Below are 19,895 nucleotides of genomic sequence, written 5' to 3'. Positions count from 1 at the left end.
ATTCAGTAATGTGAACAAAATAAATAGATGCTTTATGTTGGAGATGTGACACATCATGCAGGCAACGCCGACTTTTCATAACTTACCATTGCAGAAAGGGAGCTTTACAACACTGGTAGAAGCATTGGACTATGCTGCAAGAGGCGAAACCGGCTACAATTTCTATTCCGGACGTGGTGAACTGTGTTCCGTTTTGCCGTATGCCAATCTGCAAGTTGAGGCCCGCTCCCTGGCAAAAAAAATGCTGTCTATTGGGTTATCTCGAGGTTCGCGTGTTGCACTTATCGCCGATACTCATCCGGATTTTGTCGTATTTTTCTTTGCCTGTCAATATGCTGGGTTGACTCCTGTCCCCCTGCCGGCGGTGATTCAATTAAATGGCCGACAGGAGTATGTGAGGCAGCTTGGACGGCTGTTAGATGACTGTCAGGCTAAGGTTGCACTGGCTACTGATGAATTCATGCCTTTTTTGACCGAGGCAGCCGATGACCTGATGATACCTTTTATTGGTAGTCTGCAAGATGTGAAAAATCTTCCCGATTCAGCAGAAGACCTGCAGCCCAAAGGTCCGAAAGAGCTTGCTTATCTGCAGTATACCTCAGGCAGTACCCGGTTTCCCCGTGGGGTTATGATAACACAGAAGGCTGTTTGCCATAACCTCCAGATCATCATTCAGCATGGCGTCAAGGTACGCACTGGGGATCGTGCCGTATCCTGGTTGCCTTTCTATCACGACATGGGGTTGATTGGTTTATTGCTGGTTCCGATGGCATGTCAGCTTTCCGTAGATTTTCTGCGTACCAGGGATTTTGCTATGCGGCCCAGGTTGTGGCTGAAGCTGCTTTCAGAGAATAAAGGTACAATATCCTTCAGCCCACCTTTCGGCTATGATCTTGTGGCTCGCCGTCTCCGAGATGGCGATGTTGAGGCATATGATCTACGGAGCTGGCGAGTGGCAGGTGCCGGCGCGGAAATCATTCGGCCGCAGACTTTGGCCCGTTTTGCAGAAAGACTGGCACCTGCTGGTTTTGACGAGCAGGCATTCCTGGCCTGCTATGGAATGGCGGAATGCTCTCTGGCTGTAACCTTCGGCTCCCTGGAAGACGGGCTGAAGATCGATCATGTTAACAGCGATCAGCTTTTGGAGCATGGCCGGGCCATACCGGTGCCACCGGCGGGGGACCAGGAGGAGTATCGTTCAACTTCCTTCGTGAATTGTGGGGTCTTAATGCCGGATTATGATTTCGAAATCCGGGACAGTGAAGGGCATACTCTTCCCGAGCGACAATGTGGGGCATTGTTTCTGCGTGGGGCAAGCCTCATGTCCGGTTATTTTGGCAATTTGAAGCTTACCCGTGAAGTATTGTCTGAAGATGGCTGGTTTAATACCGGTGATATTGCTTACCGCATCGGTTCAGAGATTGTTATCACCGGCCGCGCCAAAGATATGATCATCATCAATGGCCGTAATATCTGGCCTCAGGACATCGAATACATTGCAGAATGCCAGGATGAGATTCGGACCGGAGATGCGATGGCCTTCTTCGTTCATAATTCCCAAGGAGAGGAACTGGCTGTTATGATGGTCGAATGCCGAATCAGTGAACAACAGCCGCGTCTGGATCTCATCAACCGCTTGAGCCGTCAAATTCGGCAGGAGCTGGGTATTGACTGTGTCATTGAGCTGGTGCCACGAGGAACGTTGACTCGTACGACATCAGGGAAGCCATCACGACACGCGACAAAAAACATTTATCTTCAAAAGATTGCAACCGATAGCCAGATGTCTTGAATTCCCTTTGCAGTATAGGGAAGCTTGGCTTTCCAGGTACTGTTGTTACTGTTGCCGCATTCTCCTGATGACCATTTTACATCCAGACTAACAGCAGATATCGCCATACCTTTGCATGGCGCAAGGGACTTTTAAGTATTCATGGATAATATCATCGCCATAACCGGAGCGACCGGGTTTATAGGCCGTGTGTTGGCGCAGCGGCTGTCAGAAACCGGCTGGCGTGTCCGTGCGCTTGTGCGGGCAGCATCATACCCTAAGCGACCACAGGACCTGGCGATAGAGTGGGTGGTCGGTGGGTTGCAGGATTCGGAAGCATTGCAACGGCTGGTAGCAGGCACAACCGCGGTGGTTCACTGCGCCGGCGCTGTTCGAGGTGCTGCACAGCAGGATTTTGATCGGGTGAATGTTGAGGGCACCACCCATTTGGCACGGATAGCAGCCAGCCAGGAGACGGCTCCGCGCTTTTTACTGATCTCCTCTCTTGCTGCCAGAGAGCCACAGCTATCGCATTATGCTGCGAGTAAACGGAGAGGGGAGGAGGCGTTGGCCGCTCATGCGGGAGATATGTTCTGGGGGGCGTTTCGGCCGCCAGCTGTCTATGGACCAGGGGATCGGGAGATGCGACCACTGTTTCAATGGATGTTCCGCGGAGTGGCTCCGCTGATTGGTGGGGACCATAGCCGTGTCTCTCTTCTCCATGTGGAGGATTTGGCGTGTGCGGTAATCAGCTGGTTGAAGAATGGCAGGCGGCCGCAACAAATATATGAACTGCATGACGGAAAACAGGATGGGTATTCCTGGCAGGAAATCATTGAAGTAGTTGAGCAGATGCGGGGGAAAGATATCCATCGGGTCCATATTCCGATTACTGTTGTCGATCGGTTGGCATCGATCAACCTGTTGTCGCGAAAGGTGTTTGGCGGCATGCCGATGTTGACGCCTGGTAAGGTGCGGGAATTGATACATCCTGACTGGGTTGCTGACAACTCGCAACTCAGCCTTGAGACTGGTTGGAAACCTGAGGTTGGCCTCATGGAAGGATTGAGAAATACCTTTGCCTGAGTCATCGGCCGTCCTCTGGAGATGTGCGAGGGGGCCGGTTGATGGAAAATTGAGATTGTATCGCAGCTTCATAGAGATAGATAATATGCTTGTCAAAGTGAAGGTGTTGTTGCTAACACATAAGGACTGAAGAAGGAACAAGGCTCCATGAAGGAACATGATGATGTTTTGCAAAAGATTCTTGAAATACTGGCAGTGACATTGCCGGAAGGTGGACCGGAGATAAAAGCCGACCTGGATCTGATTGATGATTTGGGTCTCGACTCAATGAAAGTCCTTGAAATCCTGGAATCCCTGGAAGACAGCTTTGATATTTCCATTCCGATGAATGTTATGCCTGGGGTTCGCACGGCGAATGATTTGGCCAGAGAATTACAAAAAATAATTAAAAGTGAATAAGAGTGGCTATTTTCGATAAGTTTCAAAAGCTGGCAGTAGTTCGTGAGGAGTTGGAGAGACATCACGGCAGGTTCCTGAATATCGTGATGGAAGACATTCGCTCCGCGACCGAAGCGGTGATCGACGGTAAACCTGTCATCCTTGCCGGGACCAACAACTATCTGGGGCTGACATTTAATGATGCGTGCATCCAGGCCTCATGCCAGGCTGTGAAGAAAGAGGGGACTGGCACTACAGGTTCCCGCATGGCGAATGGCACACTTTCAGGACATGTCGCGTTGGAGCAGGAACTGTCCGATTTTTTAGATAGAAAGAAAACCATTGTTTTTTCAACGGGATATGTGGCGAATCTGGCGATTCTTTCTACCTTGGTTGGACCTGGAGAGGTTATTCTTCTCGATGGTGACTGTCATGCTTCCATTTACGACGGTTGTAAACTCGGTGGTGCTGAAGTGATTCGGTTCCGGCACAACAATCCAGCGGATCTGGAGAAGCGTCTGCAGCGCCTTGCAGAACGAAAAACCAATATCCTGATTGTTGTTGAAGGAATCTACAGCATGATGGGTGATCGAGCGCCCTTGGCAGAGATCGTCGTACTCAAGAAAAAGTACGGGGTGAACCTCATTGTTGATGAGGCACACTCTCTGGGCGTTCTCGGGGAGAATGGGCGCGGTTTGGCTGAAGAGGCCAAGGTTGAGGAGGATGTGGATTTTGTGATTGGCACCTTCAGTAAAAGTCTTGGTGCGATTGGCGGATTTTGCTCAAGTAATCACCCGGAACTTGATCTTGTCCGTTATGCGAGCAGGCCTTACGTGTTTACCGCCTCATCCGCATCCTCGGCTATCGCCTCCACTCGTGCAGCCCTGCAGGTTATCCGTTCTCAGCCGGAATTGCGGACGCAACTCTGGGATAACGCCAGAAATTTGCATCGGCGACTCCAGGATTTGGGATACAAGGTAGGTTCGGAACCAAGCCCGATTATTGCCATCCGTTATGACAATATCGATGAGGCCTATGCTATCTGGAATGGGCTTTTGGAGCGTTCCATCTACGTCAACATGGTTTTGCCTCCCGCCACACCGGATGGTGGTGTGCTGCTTCGCTGCAGTTTGAGTGCCGCTCATTCACCACAGCAGGTGGAAAAAATAGCCGATGCTTTTGCTTCCCTGAGCAAGAACCAGGATTGAGCTCGAACAGTCGTGCGCTTCATTTTCACATTTCTCAGACGGTACCCGGCACAAAGCGTCATAACTCTTGTGGCCGTGCTGTTTGCTGGTTTAGCAGAAGGTTTTGGGCTCTCCATGCTGGTGCCGTTGTTGAGCCTCGCCTTTGACAACCCGGAAACGTTAGGGGCTGCTTCGCAGAAGCAGTCTTCGCTGGAGGGGTTGGTCATCCGCTTGTTGGATAGCGTTGATCTGTCGCCGACAGTAGGTGTGCTGCTTGTTATATTTGTTCTGAGTATTCTGCTCAAAGCGTTATTGGTTTTGTTGGCAGACAAGCGGGTCGGCTATATGGTTGCGCAGGTTGCCACCGATTTGCGGCTTGCTTTAATCAATGCTCTTTTTGCATCACGATGGGAATATTATGTCCATCAGCAGATAGGTCGGTTTGGCAATGCTTTCGCCACTGAGGCCAACCGGGCTGCCGAGGCCTATTCGTTTAGTATTCGTCTTATTGCTTCGCTGGTATTTGCGGTTGTATATGCTGTTATTGCGCTTGTACTGGCCTGGAAGGCAACTATTGCTACTCTGGGTGCAGGTGTGATTATTCTGTTTGTTCTCCGGCGGCTGGTTACTAGAGCAAAAGCAGCCGGCAGAAACCAGACTCGTATCCTGAAGATTGTACTTACCCTTCTAACTGATACTCTTCAGTCAATAAAGCCGTTGCGGGCAATGGCCCGTGAAGAAACTGCTATCCGGGTGTTGCAGAAGGAGACGGAACAGCTCAACAGCGCCCTGCAGAATCAGGTTTTCAGCAAGGAGGCCCTGAAAGCTCTTCAGGAGCCCTTGATCACCATTTTTTTTGCCGGGGCACTCTATGTGGCCATGGTCTGGTGGAAGATCCCCTTGGCCACGATTCTCCTCATGATGTTCATGCTGGTGAAAATCCTCAAGGCGATGCAGAAAGCCCAGAATGATTACCAGTCCATGGTGGTTACCGAGAGTGCGTACTGGTCGCTGGTCTCCATCATTGAAGAGACTGAAAAGGAAAAAGAGGTCATCTCCGGCACCGACAGGCCCACATTCAATACGGAAATACGATTAGAGAGTGTCAGTTTTGCCTACAGCCAGCAGCCGGTTCTGCAGGGAGTGTCCCTGGTGATACCCAAGGGTACATTTACAGCAATTATCGGGCCTTCCGGGGCGGGCAAAACGACCATAGTTGACCTGATAATCGGTCTGCTGTTGCCACAGCAGGGGAATGTGTGGCTTGATCAGAAGCGACTTGACACCGTGGACCTGAAAGCCTGGCGGCGGTTGATCGGTTATGTGCCCCAGGAAACCCTGTTGCTGCATGACACCATATATATGAACGTCACCTTCGGTGATAGCGAGTTGACCGAAGAGGATGTGGAGAACGCCCTGCGTGATGCAGGTGCATGGAGATTTGTCCAGGGCTTAGCCGATGGAATGCATACGATCGTGGGTGAGCGGGGCAGCCGTCTTTCCGGAGGGCAGCGGCAGCGCATCACCATCGCCAGGGCTCTGGTTCGCAAGCCGGAGTTGCTCATTCTTGATGAAGCAACCAGTGCCCTTGATCCTGAGAGCGAAACGGAAATTTGTCAGAGCTTGGGCCGTTTGCGCGGTAAACTGACCATCCTTGCTATTTCGCATCAAACAGCCCTGCTTAACGCATCAGACCGGGCCTATCGCGTCGAAGGAGGCTCGGTAAGGAGTATTTAGGGCAGAAGTAGGGGTATGAGGGATTCTTGCTGCGGAATATGAGAATGAGTCCGTCTCCTCAGGATGTTATTTGACAACTGTACAATTGAGATGTGCAACTGCCTAGCCGTCCCAGGTTTACAGAGTAAATTTTTCACCAAGATACACTTCTTTTGCTTTGGAACTGGCAGCAATGTGGCTTGGTTCTCCAAACTCCAGCACTTCTCCGTGGTTGAGAATATAGGCGGAATCGCAGACCTCCAATGTTTCACGAACGTTATGGTCGGATATCAGGACACCTATCTCCTTTTTCTTCAATTCGCTGATAATATTCTGAATGTTTATGACAGCGATAGGATCGACTCCGGCAAAAGGTTCATCCATCAGGATAAACGTTGGCTCAATGACCATTGCCCTGGCAAATTCGAGACGTTTTTGCTCTCCACCAGAGAGGGTAAAGCTCAGGCTTTTTGCCACATGTGTTAACCTGAAATCGTGTAACAACTGCTCTTGCCGGTATTTCCTTTCGCCCAGGCTGAGATCGAGGGTTTCCAGAATTGCCATAATGTTGTCTTCAACCGACAAGCGGTGAAAAATCGATTTTTCCTGGGGCAGGTATGAAATGCCCGCCTTGGCCCTGGCGTAGAGCGGCAGATCGGTTATGTCCCTCTCATCGAGAAAAACGTGGCCTTTGTCGGGTTCGATCAGTCCGACGACCATATAAAATGTTGTAGTTTTTCCTGCGCCGTTTGGGCCAAGCAGGCCGATGACCTGACCAGCGTTGAGTTCCAGGCTGACGCCTTTAACAACTGTTCTTCCTTTGTAGGATTTTTCCAAGCCTTGTGCTGAAAGTTTTCTTGCCATTAATCACTCGCTATGCGGTAAATGTTTGAAAAAGGAGTCTATGGTTTCAGGTATTCCTGACAATCGGTGTGTGCCGAATTGGTTGCGGTTGGCATGACGTGCATCATTTCTGCGCGATTTCCCCGTATTTGTCCCCCCAAAGCTGACATTCTTACCGGGTTGTTGACGAAATTTGCCTATTTTTGTTCAGGGGGGACGGAAACTGGACCCTTATTACTATTTTTAGGAACTGAAGCTTTAACACCACCGAAAAGGACCAGTGTCCGATATCGCAAATCTACACTCATGCCGTTGCCAGTTGCTTCGTAACTATCGGTGAAAATATGAGCTGGCTGGTCGCTATGAAGGAGATGTTCCTTTTCTTTGTATTCCAGGAAATCCGTTAGTAACGTTTCTCCCTGCGACGTAGTGACCTTGACGTTTGAACTCAACGAGACCTTCTCTAGCTCAGGGACAAGTTGTGCCTGATCGGCGGAAATATGGATATCCCCTTTTTTTCTGTCAAAGAATGTCACTCTAACCTTTCTGGCCGAAATGACGCCGTCTTCTCGTTGGTCTGCTGTTTCAGCGCTGAGGGTCCACAGGGCGTTGCCTGCGCGTGTCTTGGTATATTTAATTTTTTGCAGAGTAAGATCGGTATCGGTGGAAATCTGTTCAGGCCTGAATTTTTGATTTGACGAACTGTAATAATGCAAATAGAGCACGAGCAATACCGTTGCAAGGACAATAAGGGTGAGGGCGAATTTGTGGTTCGTAAATTGTCGCATTATCAATACGTGATACATTTTTTGCAAAAGTTGTCGAGTCGCAGCGGCAAGCACACCGGCAGCCATGCTTTTGCTGGTTTACAGCCGATAGCCTATTGCAGAGTTTTAAACCTGCAGACAGAAGCAATTGGTCAAAGCCTCAATTATTGACAAGTGCTTCAGGATTATCCTACAGTAGTCGGCTGTGCCGTTAACGTGATTTTCAATACGTATGATACACCTTTATCACATTTCAACTCTTTCAAACTCTACAAAAATCAATTCGACCTGTGCACATTGCAATATTTATATATGAGATGACCGGTGGTGGTGCTCAGCGCAGAATCCTGACACTTATGCAGGAGTTTGTACGCCGGGGCCATCGCATTGATCTTGTTACCGTTATGGATGGGGGCGTGCTATCGTCGGAAGTCCCACCAGAAGTGCATAGGTTCTCTTTGAAAAACAAATTCATACGGTTCTTGCCTGGTAAAAATTTCAGGAAGCTGAAACTCTTTTGCAGTCGAAATGCTCTTGCTGAGTACCTGTGTCAGAAAAAACCGGAGGTGCTGTTGTCTGCAGCCAGTCATACGAGTCTGACAGCTATTGCTGCCCGACGGCTATCAGGGACAGAAACGCCTTTAGTGCTCCGTTTAAGCAGCCATCTTACAGCTTCTCATGCTGGTGCCCTGAATATATTCAATAGAATTCGTTACAGGACAGCTTGCAAATGGTTTTCTGAGGTTGATGCAGTGATTGCCGTTGCTGATGGAATTGCAGAAGACATCGCTGCAAATACGAGGCTTTCACCTCAACGAATAAAAACCATCTACAACCCGACCTTCACTCCTGATCTGATTGACAGATCGTTAGAATCGTTTGATCATCCGTGGTTCGACGAAAAAGGGCCGCAGGTAATCCTTGGGGCAGGCAGGTTAACAAGTCGTAAAGATTTTAACAATCTCATACGAGCCTTTGCTGTGGTGAGAAAGCAAAGGGAGGTACGTCTTATAATTCTTGGAGAAGGTGGAAAACGCGGGGAACTTCTAGATCTCGCCAGGGACCTTGGTGTTTCCAAAGATGTCGATATGCCGGGTTTTGTACAAAATCCCCTGGCATGGATGTCGAGAGCTTCCGTATTCGTCTTGTCGTCTGAATGCGAAGGGTTGCCAGGTGTTCTTATTGAGGCTATGGCTGCGGGCTGTCCGATCGTCAGCACCAATTGTCCAAGTGGCCCTGCTGAAATTCTGGAAAATGGCAAGTTCGGCCGCTTGGTGCCTGTCAAAGATCCCCTTGCCCTTGCTCAGGCTATCATGGCGACTCTTGATTCCCCTAGAGAGGAACAGCTCCTGAGAGCCAGGGCCTCAGATTTTTCAGTGACCAATGCAGCAGATGAATATATCAAGGTATTGTCACAGGTTGTCAGGAGAGTGTCCTGATCATATTCGGCGAAATTGATATTGTGGTCTTCTTCAACCTATTCAACACCTAAACGTTCCATGATTTTCAAGGTCTGTTTGTCGAGCAGGCTTTCATCAAAACGATTTTTCCAGCGGTCAGCGATCTGGGGATTGATGCTGGAATGTGCGCGAACTTTTTCACTTCCCAGGCCCCAGGCGAGAGGTTCTGGCACATTGCTTCCAGGATTGAGCATGGACGGTTCCAGATCCAAACCCAACGCTGCGCAAAGTCGGTCGAGTTGTTCTTCCGGCGCTCGGACCAGTTTCTCGTAATGGATCCTTATGAAACGTTCTTCAGAAAGAGCAGTAAGGAAGGCGTCGATTCGAACGTTTATATCACACCAGTAACGGAGCTTTTCGCGTCTGTAGTGGCCATAGCGAAATCGCCACACGCGGTCCAATGCTCGCCGTAGATCAAGCTTGACTTTCAGAGCCAAATTTGTGGTATTGTTCCGCTCTTCAGTATAACGCTGTATGCGTCGGTCCTGCGAGGAAGCAAGTACTGCAAGAGGGTGGCGAACCAGCCAGATATAAAATGGCTCGAGTTTTTCGATTCGTTCGAGGACGTCATCTTTACGGGCATATGCGGGTGTCTTGTCAACAAGCAATTGGTCTGAACCACACAGCTTGAGCAATTCTCGATAAACATCTTCTGTCGTAAGTCCTCCGAAGCGGTTATCGAGTTCCTGAGGGCTAGAGGGTTCACCAAGGACGTTCATAACCCATGAGAGGGACGAAACAGCTTCGGGTTTCGCCTGCCGCCAGGCAGAGAAGTCGGCATAGCGTAACACATGCATTTCGGGAGGAGCGACAACCCGTTTATTGCCCCCAAGAATTGCGGCCAGTAGTGTCGACCCGGAGCGCTCTGTTGAAAGAATCATGATCAACCGACCACAAGACTGTACCATTGTCTCACCATTATTTGTATGTAGCATATAGAAGGCGTGATGGGATGAGCACCACCCAAGGAAAATCACTTACTATCATGAAACCGATCTCGTCAACTATTTATCAACCTTTTACTTTTTCATTCATCCGTGGCAGTTTCAAGCCTATCGTAAATGAAAAAAATGATTCGATTATATAAATTTACAAAAAGGTGTAAATAATGACTTTCACCTCAAAGAAGAGTAGGGGAGTACTATACATTGCCGCTGGTAAGAAACATGCTGAGGCGGCGAGGTGCTCGGCAGAAAGTGTCAGGCAAACCAATCCAGGCCTGGATGTTCATATTTTTACAGACTCGAGAAATGTAGATGAGACAATTTTTAGCAGTCATAGTCTTATTGAAAACGGTCACTACCGTTCAAAGGTTGACTATATAGGTCAGTCTCCCTTTTACAAAACTTTGTATCTCGATTCCGATACCAGGGTGTTGGTCGACATTTCAGAGATATTTGACATGCTCGACCACTTTGATATAGCTCTGGCTCATGCTCATCGTAGAAACCATCCGAACACCTTAAGGGAATGGACAAAGCCCATCCCTTATAGTTTCCCTCAGCTCAACGGCGGTGTTATTGCCTTTCGGAAGGACCCCGCTGTTATCAACTTCTTTGAAGAATGGAAAACAGCTTTTCATAGTGCAGGTTTGACGAAAGATCAGGTAACGCTGCGACAATTGTTGTACGAAAGTAACCTGAGGCTGAATGTCTTACCACCTGAATACAATATACGTTATCGCAAGTCTCTGTGGATGTGGAGGCGCAAAGAGGCGATGCCTAAAATATTGCATATGGCGAAGTATGCGCCGAAGTAGCTGTTTGGGAAGGAGGCACATGATGCAGAACATTTAGCTACTGCCGTCGACCTTCCCTACCGAACATGAGTTTTTGCTTGTATAAAGATCTTCGATTCCCCAGAAAAGTATATTACCTATTGTGACGGTATCAGCTGCAATGCTTTCACTAATAAGGCAATAAAGATCATAGAGATCGGCTTCAATGTTCGAGATCTTCTATGGAGCATGGACTGGTGGAAGCGTGACGGCTATCAGACGGAGGGGGAGGCGCCTCAATTTGAACGGGTAGCTGCATGCGGCTGCTCAGGATAGTCAGCCTCTGCTCTCTGCCCGGACGCGGGCAGAGTTAAAAATCTAAATGCCGAGTTTCTTGACCAGCACTTTCGAATTCCGCTGGTAGTTGTAAAGCGCCTTTCTGCTAGCTGGTAAAGCCTCGACCGTGCTCTCGACAAAGCCCTGTTCGATAAACCAGTGGGCGGTGCGGGTGGTCAGCACATATATTTCGTCAAGCTGAAGTTCCACTGCCTGTTTTTCAACATGTTCAAGAAGCGTCCTGGCACGGCCCCCTTTCTGATATTCCTTCATCATTGCCACGCAGGCCAGTTCACCTGCGGCTGAATCCTGCATCGGATAGAGTGCAGCGCAGCCGATGATAAGGTTATCTTTTTCCAGGATCGTGAAGTAGTTGATCTCGTTTTCGAGCAGTTCCCGGGAACGTTTGACCAGAATACCTTTCTGTTCAAGCGGACTGATGACGTTGAGGATACCTGGTACATCCTGCAGGCCGGCCGGTCGGATCACCTCATAACTGTCACTGTAGACCATGGTTCCGGAACCGTCGCGGGTGTAGAGTTCCCGTAACAGGGTGCCATCTTCGGTAGAGGAGATGATGTGTGCTCTCGCCACGCCCTTTTTGCAGGCAGTGTAACCGGCTCTCAGCGAAAAGTATGAGTTGGCCGGGGCGTGCTCGGACGATTCGGCGAGAAATTGTTCACACTGGGCAAGATTCAATTGCCGGAAGAGGGTGCCGTTCCGGTCGTAGATCGGACCGTCATCGTTGAAAATCAGCACTTTGTCGGCGCCGATGGCGTTCGCGACACTGATGCCGACATCGGTAAACGAGAGGTTGAACACCTCGCCGGTAATGGAGTAGCCGATGGGTGAGAGCAGGGCGATACAGTTGTTTTGCAGGATTTCAACAATAGCCTGTCGATCCACGTTTCTGACCTTGCCGGTCATCTGGTGATCGATGCCGTCAATAATACCCTGCGGGCGGGCGGCGATGAAATTGCCGCCACGCACTTTTATTTTAGCACCGAACATTGGCGAGTTGGGTAGTCCGCTGGAGAAAAGAGCTTCGACCTGACAGCGAGCGGTACCGGCTGCCTTGACGATGTAGGGCAGATGTTCACGCTCGGTGATCCGGGCGCCGTGATGAAAATTGGAACTGTATCCGGCCTGGGTCAGTTCATCCTCGATTTGCAGACGTGCCCCGTGAACCACCACCAGCCGCACGCCAAGAGAATGGAGAATGGCGATATCGCTTACAATGTTGGTGAAATTCTCCTGGGCGAGGCAGTCGCCTGGGATCATGATGACAAAAGTTTTTCCCCTGTGTGCATGGATGTAGGGGGAAACGTGTCGGAACCATTGAAGGAAATGTTCGTTGCTGCTATTCACGTCGATATGTCTTGAGCTCAGGGTTGTCTGCCGTTCGTGCAGTGTCCAGGATGGAGTTGTTTCAAGAAAATACGCACTGATCCTAGCCCCTTTCGCAAGGCTTTTCAATTTCTATTCACGTGATTTGGCCGGAGATGACAGTCTCGGGAGCTGAAAAAGAAAAAGCCCGGCAGGGAAACCGGGCTTTTCATGCAGCATACTACAAAAGGGATTGAAGCAATTATGCGGGGAGATACGGCGTAATATCTTTCACATAGCCGCTTTTTACTTTGAAACCTTTAGCTTGCAGGGCGTTAATGGCTTTGAGTCCATCCTGAGCGGCAACACGCATGACCAGCTGGGCTACACCAGGATGTTTTTTCTCGGGCCAGCTGAGCAGACTCTGGATATTGATTTTTTCGTCTTTTAAGATAGCGGTCAGTTCGGCGAGCACTCCGATGGAGTCTTTGACAAATACACCAAGCCGCATTGATTCGTCGCTCATGCCTATGGCGTCGAGCAGTACGCCCATGACATCGGTGGAGGTGATAATACCGGCCAGGTCGTCGTTTTCCATCACCGGCAGAGCGCTGATATTATGCTGCTGCATGATATAGGCGGCTCGCTCAACGGTGGTATCCACCGGGATGGTGACGACGGTTTTGATCATGATCATCTTGACCAAGACCTTTGACAGCAAGTAGTTGAGTTCGTGGGTCGAAAGCGACGTGGCTGGTGAGGCCCAGTTCTGTTTGAGATCGCGGTCGGAGAGGATACCGACCAGCTTGCCTTTGTCATTCACCACCAACAGGTGATCGATATTTTTCTTTGCGATAATATCTCGGGCGTCTTCAAGGGTTGTTTCCGGCGAAACGGTGACCAGGTCGGTGTGCATGATTCTGCCGATATACATGTGGTGATCCTCCAGAGTGAAATCATTCAACCAGTATCAGGTCATGATTCTGGCAGATTGTAGAGTTGTGCGCCTCGGTCAGACCGGAAATGGCCATTGCTCCTCGCCGCTATAACGATCTGCAGTATATTCTAAACATTACAGTTGTCAAAACAAGATGTTCCCCTCGCTATTGAAATCAACCCCTTTGGCTTCTTTAGAAGATTTCTACCGGGCCGTCGCATCCTGTCAGACAATTCCCGTATAACCTTGCGATTTCCGATTTCTCAATTTTGAAAAAAGCTTGCCTGATAACCTGATTTCGGAGTAGTTTGCTGAGTCAATCTAACGATCGGTTGCCTGATTTCACATGCTTATCGGGCGAGGAAAGACAGACGTACAACCATCAGGAGCTACTGTGACACAAATACGCGAAAATGCATTCTGGATGTCCGGCAACGAAGCGCTCGCGCTGGGTGCTGTCGAGGCAGGCGTGAAGGTCGCCTCCGGTTATCCGGGCACGCCTTCCACCGAGATTATGGAAAACCTCTCAACATATGAAGGGGTATATACTGAATGGGCACCGAACGAAAAGGTCGGGCTGGAGGTGGCCATTGGTGCTTCTTTTGCCGGGGCAAGAGCGCTGGCGACGATGAAACATGTCGGGGTGAATGTTGCTGCCGACCCGCTCTTTACAGCCTCCTATACTGGCGTATGTGGCGGGCTGGTGCTGGTGAGCGCCGATGACCCAGAGATGCATAGCTCCCAGAACGAGCAGGATAATCGCAATTACGCTTTTGCCGCCAAGTTGCCTATGCTGGAACCGTCTGATCCGTCAGATGCCAAAGAGTTCTTGAAAATAGCATATGCGCTGAGCGAAGAGCTGGATACTCCGGTGATGCTGCGTATCACTACCCGCGTCTCCCACGTTAAAGGTGTGGTTTATAAAGGCGAAACGGTAAGCGGGAATCCTGCCTGCGGTATTACTAAGGTGCCGGAGAAAATGGTTATGCTGCCGGCACTCGCCCGGGGCCGTCGGGTCTATGTGGAAGAGCGGATGAAAAAATGCCGGGAGCTGGCGGAAACCGCCGACTTCAATGTGGTCGAACCTGGTGACACCAAGCGAGGTTTTATCACGTCCGGCGTTGCCTATCTGTATGTGAAAGAGGCCTTTCCAGAGGCGACGGTGTTAAAGCTCGGTATGTGCTGGCCATTGCCGGAAAAGAAGATCCGCGAGTTTGCTGCTTCTGTTGATGAACTCTATGTCGTTGAAGAGCTGGACCCGTTTCTTGAGACGCACATCAAGGCCATGGGGATCGATTGTCACGGTAAGGATCTTATTCCAAACCAGGGCGAATTGAACACCGCCATTGTTCGCGAGTCTATCGAAGGCAAAAAGAAAGCTGATCTGTTTGCGCCGGTTCCTCTGCCGATGCGGCCTCCCAATATGTGCGCGGGTTGCCCTCATCGCGGTATCTTCTTTAACCTCTCAAAACTTGGGGTGTTTGTTTCAGGTGATATTGGCTGTTATACCCTTGCCTTTTTACCACCTCTTTCTGCAATGGATTCCTGTGTCTGCATGGGTGCCTCAATTTCCATCGCGCACGGCATGGCGAAGGCTCTCGGTGCCGATGGGCATAATAAGGTTGTTTCCGTTATCGGCGATTCCACCTTTATGCACACAGGCGTCAACAGTCTGATGAATACCGTCTATAACAACTCGGGGGCCACCACCATCATTCTTGATAACAGCATAACCGCCATGACCGGTCAGCAGCAGAACCCGGCCAGCGGTCGTTCGATTAAGGGTGAGCACGCCCACGGTATCGATATCGAGGGACTGTGTCGAGCCATCGGGGTCAAGCACGTTTTTGTCGTCAATCCTCACGATGTGCCCGAGACCAAAAAGGTACTGAAAGAGGCTATCGCACTTGAAGAGCCGTCTGTTGTTATTTCCAAAGCCCCGTGTGTGCTGCTCCCCGAGATGAAGGAGCGCAAGCCGGTCTCCTACTTTACCAACCAGGAGAACTGTGTGGGCTGTATGGCCTGCATCCGTCTTGGCTGCCCGGCCATCAGCTGGACCGCCTTTGGTGAAGGTGAGGCCGAGGCTAAAGGCTTTAAAGCGAAACAAAAGGGTGTTTCGAAGATCGATGAGATTCTTTGCAATGACTGCGGTCAATGTGCATCTCTTTGCAAGTTCAACGCGATCACCAGGAAGGAGGAAAAATAATGGAAACGACAGGAAACATCCTCTTTTCAGGGGTAGGCGGCCAGGGCATTCTCCTGGCCAGCGAGATCACCGCGCTGGGGCTTCTCGGTGCAGGTTTTGATGTGAAAAAGAGCGAAGTGCATGGGATGGCCCAGCGTGGCGGTTCGGTTACGGCCCAGTTGCGTTATGGGAAAAAGGTCTATTCCCCACTGATTGAACCGGGCTGCGCCGATATCCAGGTGGCCTTTGAAATGATGGAGGCGGTTCGCTATCTGCCCTACCTGCACAAAGGCAGCAAGGTTGTGGTGAATACCCAGCGGATTCTACCTCCGGCAGTGGCTACCGGTAAGGCCGTTTATCCGGAAGGGTTGGTCGAACAACTTACTGAACGCGGCATCGAGGTTGTCCCGGTGGATGCCTTTGACATTGCGCTGTCGGTTGGTGAAGTGCGTACCGCCAATGTGGTACTGGTTGGAGCTATGGCCGCTTTTATGCCGGTGGATGGGGCGATTTTCGAAGAAGCAATCCGAACCCGGGTACCTGAGCGTTTTCTTGAGGTGAACCTCAAGGCGTATCGCGCTGGTCGGGATCAAAGTAAATAAGAGCGAAAGGACACATCATGACGACCAGATACTGGGAAGAGGAAATAGAAACCCTGCCCCGGGTGGGGCTCGAATCGATTCAGTTGCTCCGGTTGAAGCGGTTGGTTGCCAGGGTTTATGAAAAGGTGAAACCCTATCGAGAGAAGATGGATGCAGCTGGGGTCAAACCTGAAGATATCAATAGTCTGGCTGATCTTCAAAAGCTGCCGTTTACGTATAAAGATGACTTGCGCGACAATTACCCGTTTGGTCTCTTTACCGTGCCGCTTGATGAAGTGGTGCGGGTTCATGCCTCTTCCGGCACTACAGGTAAAAGTACGGTTGTTGGGTATACCGAAGCCGACATAAAACTCTGGTCTAGTGTCATGGCCCGGGCTCTCTGCTGTGCCGGTGCGCATAGCGGCGATATTGTCCATAACGCTTACGGCTACGGGTTGTTCACCGGCGGTCTTGGCGCCCATTATGGGGCTGAACGGTTGGGGGCGACAGTTATTCCGGTATCAGGCGGCAACACCAAACGACAGATCAATATCATGCGCGATTTTGGTTCCACTGTCCTGATGTCCACCCCGTCCTACGCCCTCAACCTGGCCGATGCCATGGGAGAGATGGAGGTTGATCCTCAATCGCTGTCGCTGAGGGTTGGCATATTCGGGGCGGAGCCGTGGTCCGAGAATATGCGTGAAGAGGTGGAGCGCAAACTGAACCTGAAGGCTGTGGATATCTACGGGCTTTCCGAGATTATCGGTCCCGGCGTATCAATGGAATGTGTGGCCAGTTCGGGCGGCATGCATATCTTCGAAGACCATTTCCTGCCGGAGATTATCGACCCACAAACCGGCGAAGTCCTGCCGCCGGGTGAAAAGGGCGAGTTGGTCTTCACCACACTCACCAAAGAGGCGTTCCCGCTGATCCGTTATCGGACAAAGGATATCTCCAGGCTTATGTATGAGACCTGCGCCTGCGGTAGGACTCTGGTAAGAATGGAAAAAGTGACTGGCCGTACCGATGACATGCTCATCATCCGCGGTGTCAATGTCTTCCCGTCCCAGGTCGAGCATGTGCTGATGGGAATTGATGGCGTTGAGCCCCATTACCAGATCGTGGTTGAGCGGGAAGGAAACCTCGATACCATGCAGGTCCAGGTTGAAGTGAGTGAGAACATCTTCTCCGACGAGATCAGGGTGCTGGAGAATCTTGCCAACAAGATCAAGGCCGATATCAAGGATTATCTTGGGGTCACCTGCAGCGTGAAGCTGGTTGAGCCGAAGACCATTCAGCGGAGCGAAGGAAAAGCACAGCGCGTTTTTGACCGACGTAAAATGTGATAGAATAGTACTGGGCTTTACTCAGTTTCATAGGCCGACAGTACATACGCAGATTATTTGAATATATCGCTCGGTTTCGTGTTTGATCACGAGGCCAAAAATCTAACGGAGGACATGATGATGCGCGTTGAGCAGATCGCAGTTTTTTTGGAAAATAAATCCGGAAGACTGGCCGAGATTACCTCCATCATCGCTGAGGAAGGGGTGAATATCAGGGCCCTGTCTGTAGCAGATACAGCTGATTTTGGTATTTTGCGGCTGATTGTCGACAACGTTGATAAAGCCCAGAATGCCCTGAAGGAAAAGGGGTTTACCGTCGGTAAGACCAATGTTCTGGCGGTGGAAGTCTCGGATAAGGTAGGTGGATTAGCTAAGGTGCTGCGCTCAATAGAGGGTGCGGGGCTGAATGTCGAATATATGTATGCTTTTGTCAATAAAAGCGGGGAAAATGCGGTTCTTATTTTTCGCTTCGAAGATATGGACAAGGCGATCGATTCACTCATGGCTGAAGGTTACACTCTACTGACTGGCGAGCAGATTTGCTCTTTATAGCCTGTTGACGAGAGATAGACATCAACTGAGGTAACAGCCTTTTCGGGAATGAAAATATGATCTGGCAACAGAAGTCCGAGTGTATGCCTGTAGAAGAGTTGCGGGCGCTTCAACTGAAACGTTTGCAACATACCCTGCAGCGGGTAGCTGCTCGTGTACCGTTTTATCGGAACACTTTTCGGGAGAAGAAACTCGATGTCTCACAAGTAACATCACTTGAGCACATTCGTGATTTTCCCTTCACCATGAAGCAGGATCTGCGGGACAACTACCCCTATGGCCTCTTTGCCGTGCCGCTCCGCGATATCGTCCGGGTTCACTCATCGTCCGGTACTACCGGTATGGCCACGGTGGTAGGCTATAACCGACAGGATATCGATACCTGGTCAGATCTGGCGGGACGCATTCTTTGCGGTGCCGGTGTGACACCCGATGACGTGGTTCAGATTGCTTTTGGCTATGGATTGTTCACTGGCGGTTTCGGGCTTCATTATGGGGCTGAGCGGGTAGGGGCTTCGGTGATTCCGATTTCATCAGGCAACACCAAGCGGCAGATCCAGATCATGAGGGACTTCAAAACAACCGCGCTGGTGTGCACCCCATCCTACGCACTGAAGATGGCGGACATCATGATGGACATGGGCATCAACCCCAGCGGCTTATCGCTCAGGTACGGGCTGTTTGGCGGCGAGCCCTGGTCTGAAGGGATGCGTAAGGAGATCAATGAGCGGCTTGGTATCATCGCCACTGACAATTACGGGCTTTCCGAGGTTATGGGGCCGGGTGTGGCTGGTGAATGTCAGGAATGTAATGGCCTGCATATTAACGAGGACCACTTTCTGGTTGAGGTCCTCGATCCTGAGACCCTTGAGCCTGTTGCTCCCGGCGAGGTTGGTGAGCTTGTACTTACCACGCTTACCAAAGAGGCCTTCCCTGTTATCCGCTATCGCACCAGAGACCTGACACGACTCATGCCGGAACCCTGCCCCTGTGGCAGGACCCTTACCCGTATGAATCGGGTTATGGGGAGAACTGACGACATGCTGATCATCAAGGGTGTCAACGTTTTCCCGACCCAGATCGAGGCGGTGCTCTTTGATATTGAAGGAACCGAACCGCATTATCGGTTGATTGTTGATCGAGAGAACAACGAGGATAAGTTGACGGTTATGGTCGAGGTGGTGGAATCGATATTCTTTGACGCCATGAAACAGCAGCGCACCCTTGTTGATACCATTAAAAAAAGGTTGGCCGCTGAGGTCGGAGTTGGTGTGGATGTGAAGCTGGTGGAAGAACGCACATTGGAGCGCTTTGATGGGAAAGGCGCACGCGTGATCGATAACCGAAAGTTCTGATCTGTTTACACTGAGAGGGAGGGCAAATAGTTGCTCTCTATGGCTGTTAATAGAGGGGAAATGTCAATTTTGGCATTTCCCCTCTTTTCGTGTGGGGGAATTTCTTCCGGTTTCTCTAAGATTAAAATATTTCGCAATATTTATTCCGTTGATCTCCCCCTTATGATGCTTTTTCTTACCGCCTTACTGATTCACCGCTGTATTTCTATTGGTCGTTCACTTCTCGAGATTTATCATTTTCTTCTAAATAACAAAAATCATGAGGCGCATGGAATAAGTTGAAATCCCATTGATTTAGCTTGAAACTTCATTTGATGAGTGATGTTGCCTTTTAGTCTGAATTGATCGA

At 50.2% G+C, this 19,895-nt stretch carries 17 protein-coding genes; 12 read left to right on the top strand and 5 right to left on the bottom strand.

What is annotated here, in order from left to right:
• Nucleotides 1–55 precede the first annotated feature (55 nt).
• The 5 genes from BUF15_RS20945 (at nt 56) to BUF15_RS20925 (ending at nt 6,159) form a co-directional block, all read left to right on the top strand.
• Nucleotides 56–1,792, top strand: coding sequence for a fatty acyl-AMP ligase (locus BUF15_RS20945; RefSeq protein WP_073615669.1), 1,737 nt, complete (start codon nt 56–58; stop codon nt 1,790–1,792).
• A 141-nt stretch (nt 1,793–1,933) separates the two neighbouring features.
• Nucleotides 1,934–2,857 carry an NAD-dependent epimerase/dehydratase family protein gene (locus BUF15_RS20940; protein WP_073615668.1) on the top strand — a complete coding sequence of 308 codons (924 nt, stop codon included), beginning with the start codon at nt 1,934–1,936 and terminating at the stop codon, nt 2,855–2,857.
• A gap of 147 nt (nt 2,858–3,004) precedes the next feature.
• Nucleotides 3,005–3,256, top strand: a complete 252-nt coding sequence (locus BUF15_RS20935) for a phosphopantetheine-binding protein (RefSeq protein WP_073615667.1) — start codon at nt 3,005–3,007, stop codon at nt 3,254–3,256.
• Between the two features lie 2 nt (nt 3,257–3,258).
• Nucleotides 3,259–4,443, top strand: a complete 1,185-nt coding sequence (gene spt, locus BUF15_RS20930) for a serine palmitoyltransferase (RefSeq protein WP_200802442.1) — start codon at nt 3,259–3,261, stop codon at nt 4,441–4,443.
• Nucleotides 4,444–4,455: 12 nt separating this feature from the next.
• Nucleotides 4,456–6,159, top strand: coding sequence for an ABC transporter ATP-binding protein (locus BUF15_RS20925; RefSeq protein WP_073615666.1), 1,704 nt, complete (start codon nt 4,456–4,458; stop codon nt 6,157–6,159).
• Nucleotides 6,160–6,276: 117 nt separating this feature from the next.
• On the opposite strand, the gene lptB is transcribed toward BUF15_RS20925, so the two are convergent.
• Nucleotides 6,277–7,002, bottom strand: coding sequence for an LPS export ABC transporter ATP-binding protein (gene lptB, locus BUF15_RS20920; RefSeq protein ID WP_073615665.1), 726 nt, complete (start codon nt 7,000–7,002; stop codon nt 6,277–6,279).
• Nucleotides 7,003–7,178: 176 nt separating this feature from the next.
• Entirely contained in the window at nt 7,179–7,835 is a 657-nt protein-coding gene (gene lptC, locus BUF15_RS20915) for an LPS export ABC transporter periplasmic protein LptC (protein ID WP_073615664.1), read from the bottom strand.
• 203 nt (nt 7,836–8,038) lie between these two features.
• On the opposite strand from lptC, the gene BUF15_RS20910 reads away from it, so the two are divergent.
• A complete protein-coding gene (locus BUF15_RS20910) occupies nt 8,039–9,187 on the top strand; it encodes a glycosyltransferase (protein WP_143170813.1) in 1,149 nt (382 codons plus the stop codon).
• A 38-nt stretch (nt 9,188–9,225) separates the two neighbouring features.
• Here the strand turns inward: BUF15_RS20910 and BUF15_RS20905 are convergent, their stop codons facing one another.
• Nucleotides 9,226–10,116 carry a sulfotransferase family protein gene (locus tag BUF15_RS20905; protein ID WP_073615662.1) on the bottom strand — a complete coding sequence of 297 codons (891 nt, stop codon included), beginning with the start codon at nt 10,114–10,116 and terminating at the stop codon, nt 9,226–9,228.
• A 200-nt stretch (nt 10,117–10,316) separates the two neighbouring features.
• Between BUF15_RS20905 and BUF15_RS20900 the strand changes: the two genes are divergently transcribed.
• Nucleotides 10,317–10,967: a putative nucleotide-diphospho-sugar transferase gene (locus BUF15_RS20900; protein WP_073615661.1), complete on the top strand. Its 651-nt coding sequence runs from the start codon at nt 10,317–10,319 to the stop codon at nt 10,965–10,967.
• A gap of 336 nt (nt 10,968–11,303) precedes the next feature.
• On the opposite strand, the gene argA is transcribed toward BUF15_RS20900, so the two are convergent.
• Nucleotides 11,304–12,629, bottom strand: a complete 1,326-nt coding sequence (gene argA / locus BUF15_RS20895; RefSeq protein WP_073615688.1) for an amino-acid N-acetyltransferase — start codon at nt 12,627–12,629, stop codon at nt 11,304–11,306.
• 220 nt (nt 12,630–12,849) lie between these two features.
• Nucleotides 12,850–13,521, bottom strand: a complete 672-nt coding sequence (locus BUF15_RS20890; protein ID WP_073615660.1) for a CBS and ACT domain-containing protein — start codon at nt 13,519–13,521, stop codon at nt 12,850–12,852.
• 427 nt (nt 13,522–13,948) lie between these two features.
• On the opposite strand from BUF15_RS20890, the gene iorA reads away from it, so the two are divergent.
• From iorA to BUF15_RS20865, 5 genes are all read left to right on the top strand, one after another.
• Nucleotides 13,949–15,730: an indolepyruvate ferredoxin oxidoreductase subunit alpha gene (gene iorA / locus BUF15_RS20885; RefSeq protein ID WP_407642637.1), complete on the top strand. Its 1,782-nt coding sequence runs from the start codon at nt 13,949–13,951 to the stop codon at nt 15,728–15,730.
• A complete protein-coding gene (locus BUF15_RS20880) occupies nt 15,730–16,311 on the top strand; it encodes an indolepyruvate oxidoreductase subunit beta (RefSeq protein ID WP_073615659.1) in 582 nt (193 codons plus the stop codon). The genes iorA and BUF15_RS20880 overlap by 1 nt, the downstream gene beginning before the upstream one ends.
• Before the next feature lie 17 nt (nt 16,312–16,328).
• Entirely contained in the window at nt 16,329–17,639 is a 1,311-nt protein-coding gene (locus BUF15_RS20875; RefSeq protein WP_073615658.1) for a phenylacetate--CoA ligase family protein, read from the top strand.
• A 120-nt stretch (nt 17,640–17,759) separates the two neighbouring features.
• Nucleotides 17,760–18,191, top strand: a complete 432-nt coding sequence (locus BUF15_RS20870; protein WP_073615686.1) for an ACT domain-containing protein — start codon at nt 17,760–17,762, stop codon at nt 18,189–18,191.
• A gap of 56 nt (nt 18,192–18,247) precedes the next feature.
• Nucleotides 18,248–19,546, top strand: a complete 1,299-nt coding sequence (locus tag BUF15_RS20865) for a phenylacetate--CoA ligase family protein (RefSeq protein ID WP_073615657.1) — start codon at nt 18,248–18,250, stop codon at nt 19,544–19,546.
• Nucleotides 19,547–19,895: the final 349 nt, after the last annotated feature.

Source organism: Desulfopila aestuarii DSM 18488, from assembly GCF_900143695.1.
Classification (GTDB): Bacteria; Desulfobacterota; Desulfobulbia; order Desulfobulbales; family Desulfocapsaceae; genus Desulfopila; species Desulfopila aestuarii.
Note: the sequence above shows the minus strand (reverse complement) of the source record. Positions and strands in the feature narration are given on the sequence as shown.

What these genes read in the sequence shown, in the direction of transcription:
- BUF15_RS20905 (WP_073615662.1), bottom strand. Translation starts at nt 10,116, where the DNA reads ATGGTACAGTCTTGTGGTCGGTTGATCATGATTCTTTCAACAGAGCGC.
- iorA (WP_407642637.1), top strand. Translation starts at nt 13,949, where the DNA reads ATGTCCGGCAACGAAGCGCTCGCGCTGGGTGCTGTCGAGGCAGGCGTG.
- BUF15_RS20940 (WP_073615668.1), top strand. Translation starts at nt 1,934, where the DNA reads ATGGATAATATCATCGCCATAACCGGAGCGACCGGGTTTATAGGCCGT.
- BUF15_RS20890 (WP_073615660.1), bottom strand. Translation starts at nt 13,521, where the DNA reads ATGTATATCGGCAGAATCATGCACACCGACCTGGTCACCGTTTCGCCG.
- lptB (WP_073615665.1), bottom strand. Translation starts at nt 7,002, where the DNA reads ATGGCAAGAAAACTTTCAGCACAAGGCTTGGAAAAATCCTACAAAGGA.
- lptC (WP_073615664.1), bottom strand. Translation starts at nt 7,835, where the DNA reads ATGGCTGCCGGTGTGCTTGCCGCTGCGACTCGACAACTTTTGCAAAAA.
- BUF15_RS20875 (WP_073615658.1), top strand. Translation starts at nt 16,329, where the DNA reads ATGACGACCAGATACTGGGAAGAGGAAATAGAAACCCTGCCCCGGGTG.
- BUF15_RS20870 (WP_073615686.1), top strand. Translation starts at nt 17,760, where the DNA reads ATGCGCGTTGAGCAGATCGCAGTTTTTTTGGAAAATAAATCCGGAAGA.
- BUF15_RS20935 (WP_073615667.1), top strand. Translation starts at nt 3,005, where the DNA reads ATGAAGGAACATGATGATGTTTTGCAAAAGATTCTTGAAATACTGGCA.
- BUF15_RS20865 (WP_073615657.1), top strand. Translation starts at nt 18,248, where the DNA reads ATGATCTGGCAACAGAAGTCCGAGTGTATGCCTGTAGAAGAGTTGCGG.
- BUF15_RS20945 (WP_073615669.1), top strand. Translation starts at nt 56, where the DNA reads ATGCAGGCAACGCCGACTTTTCATAACTTACCATTGCAGAAAGGGAGC.
- BUF15_RS20880 (WP_073615659.1), top strand. Translation starts at nt 15,730, where the DNA reads ATGGAAACGACAGGAAACATCCTCTTTTCAGGGGTAGGCGGCCAGGGC.
- BUF15_RS20900 (WP_073615661.1), top strand. Translation starts at nt 10,317, where the DNA reads ATGACTTTCACCTCAAAGAAGAGTAGGGGAGTACTATACATTGCCGCT.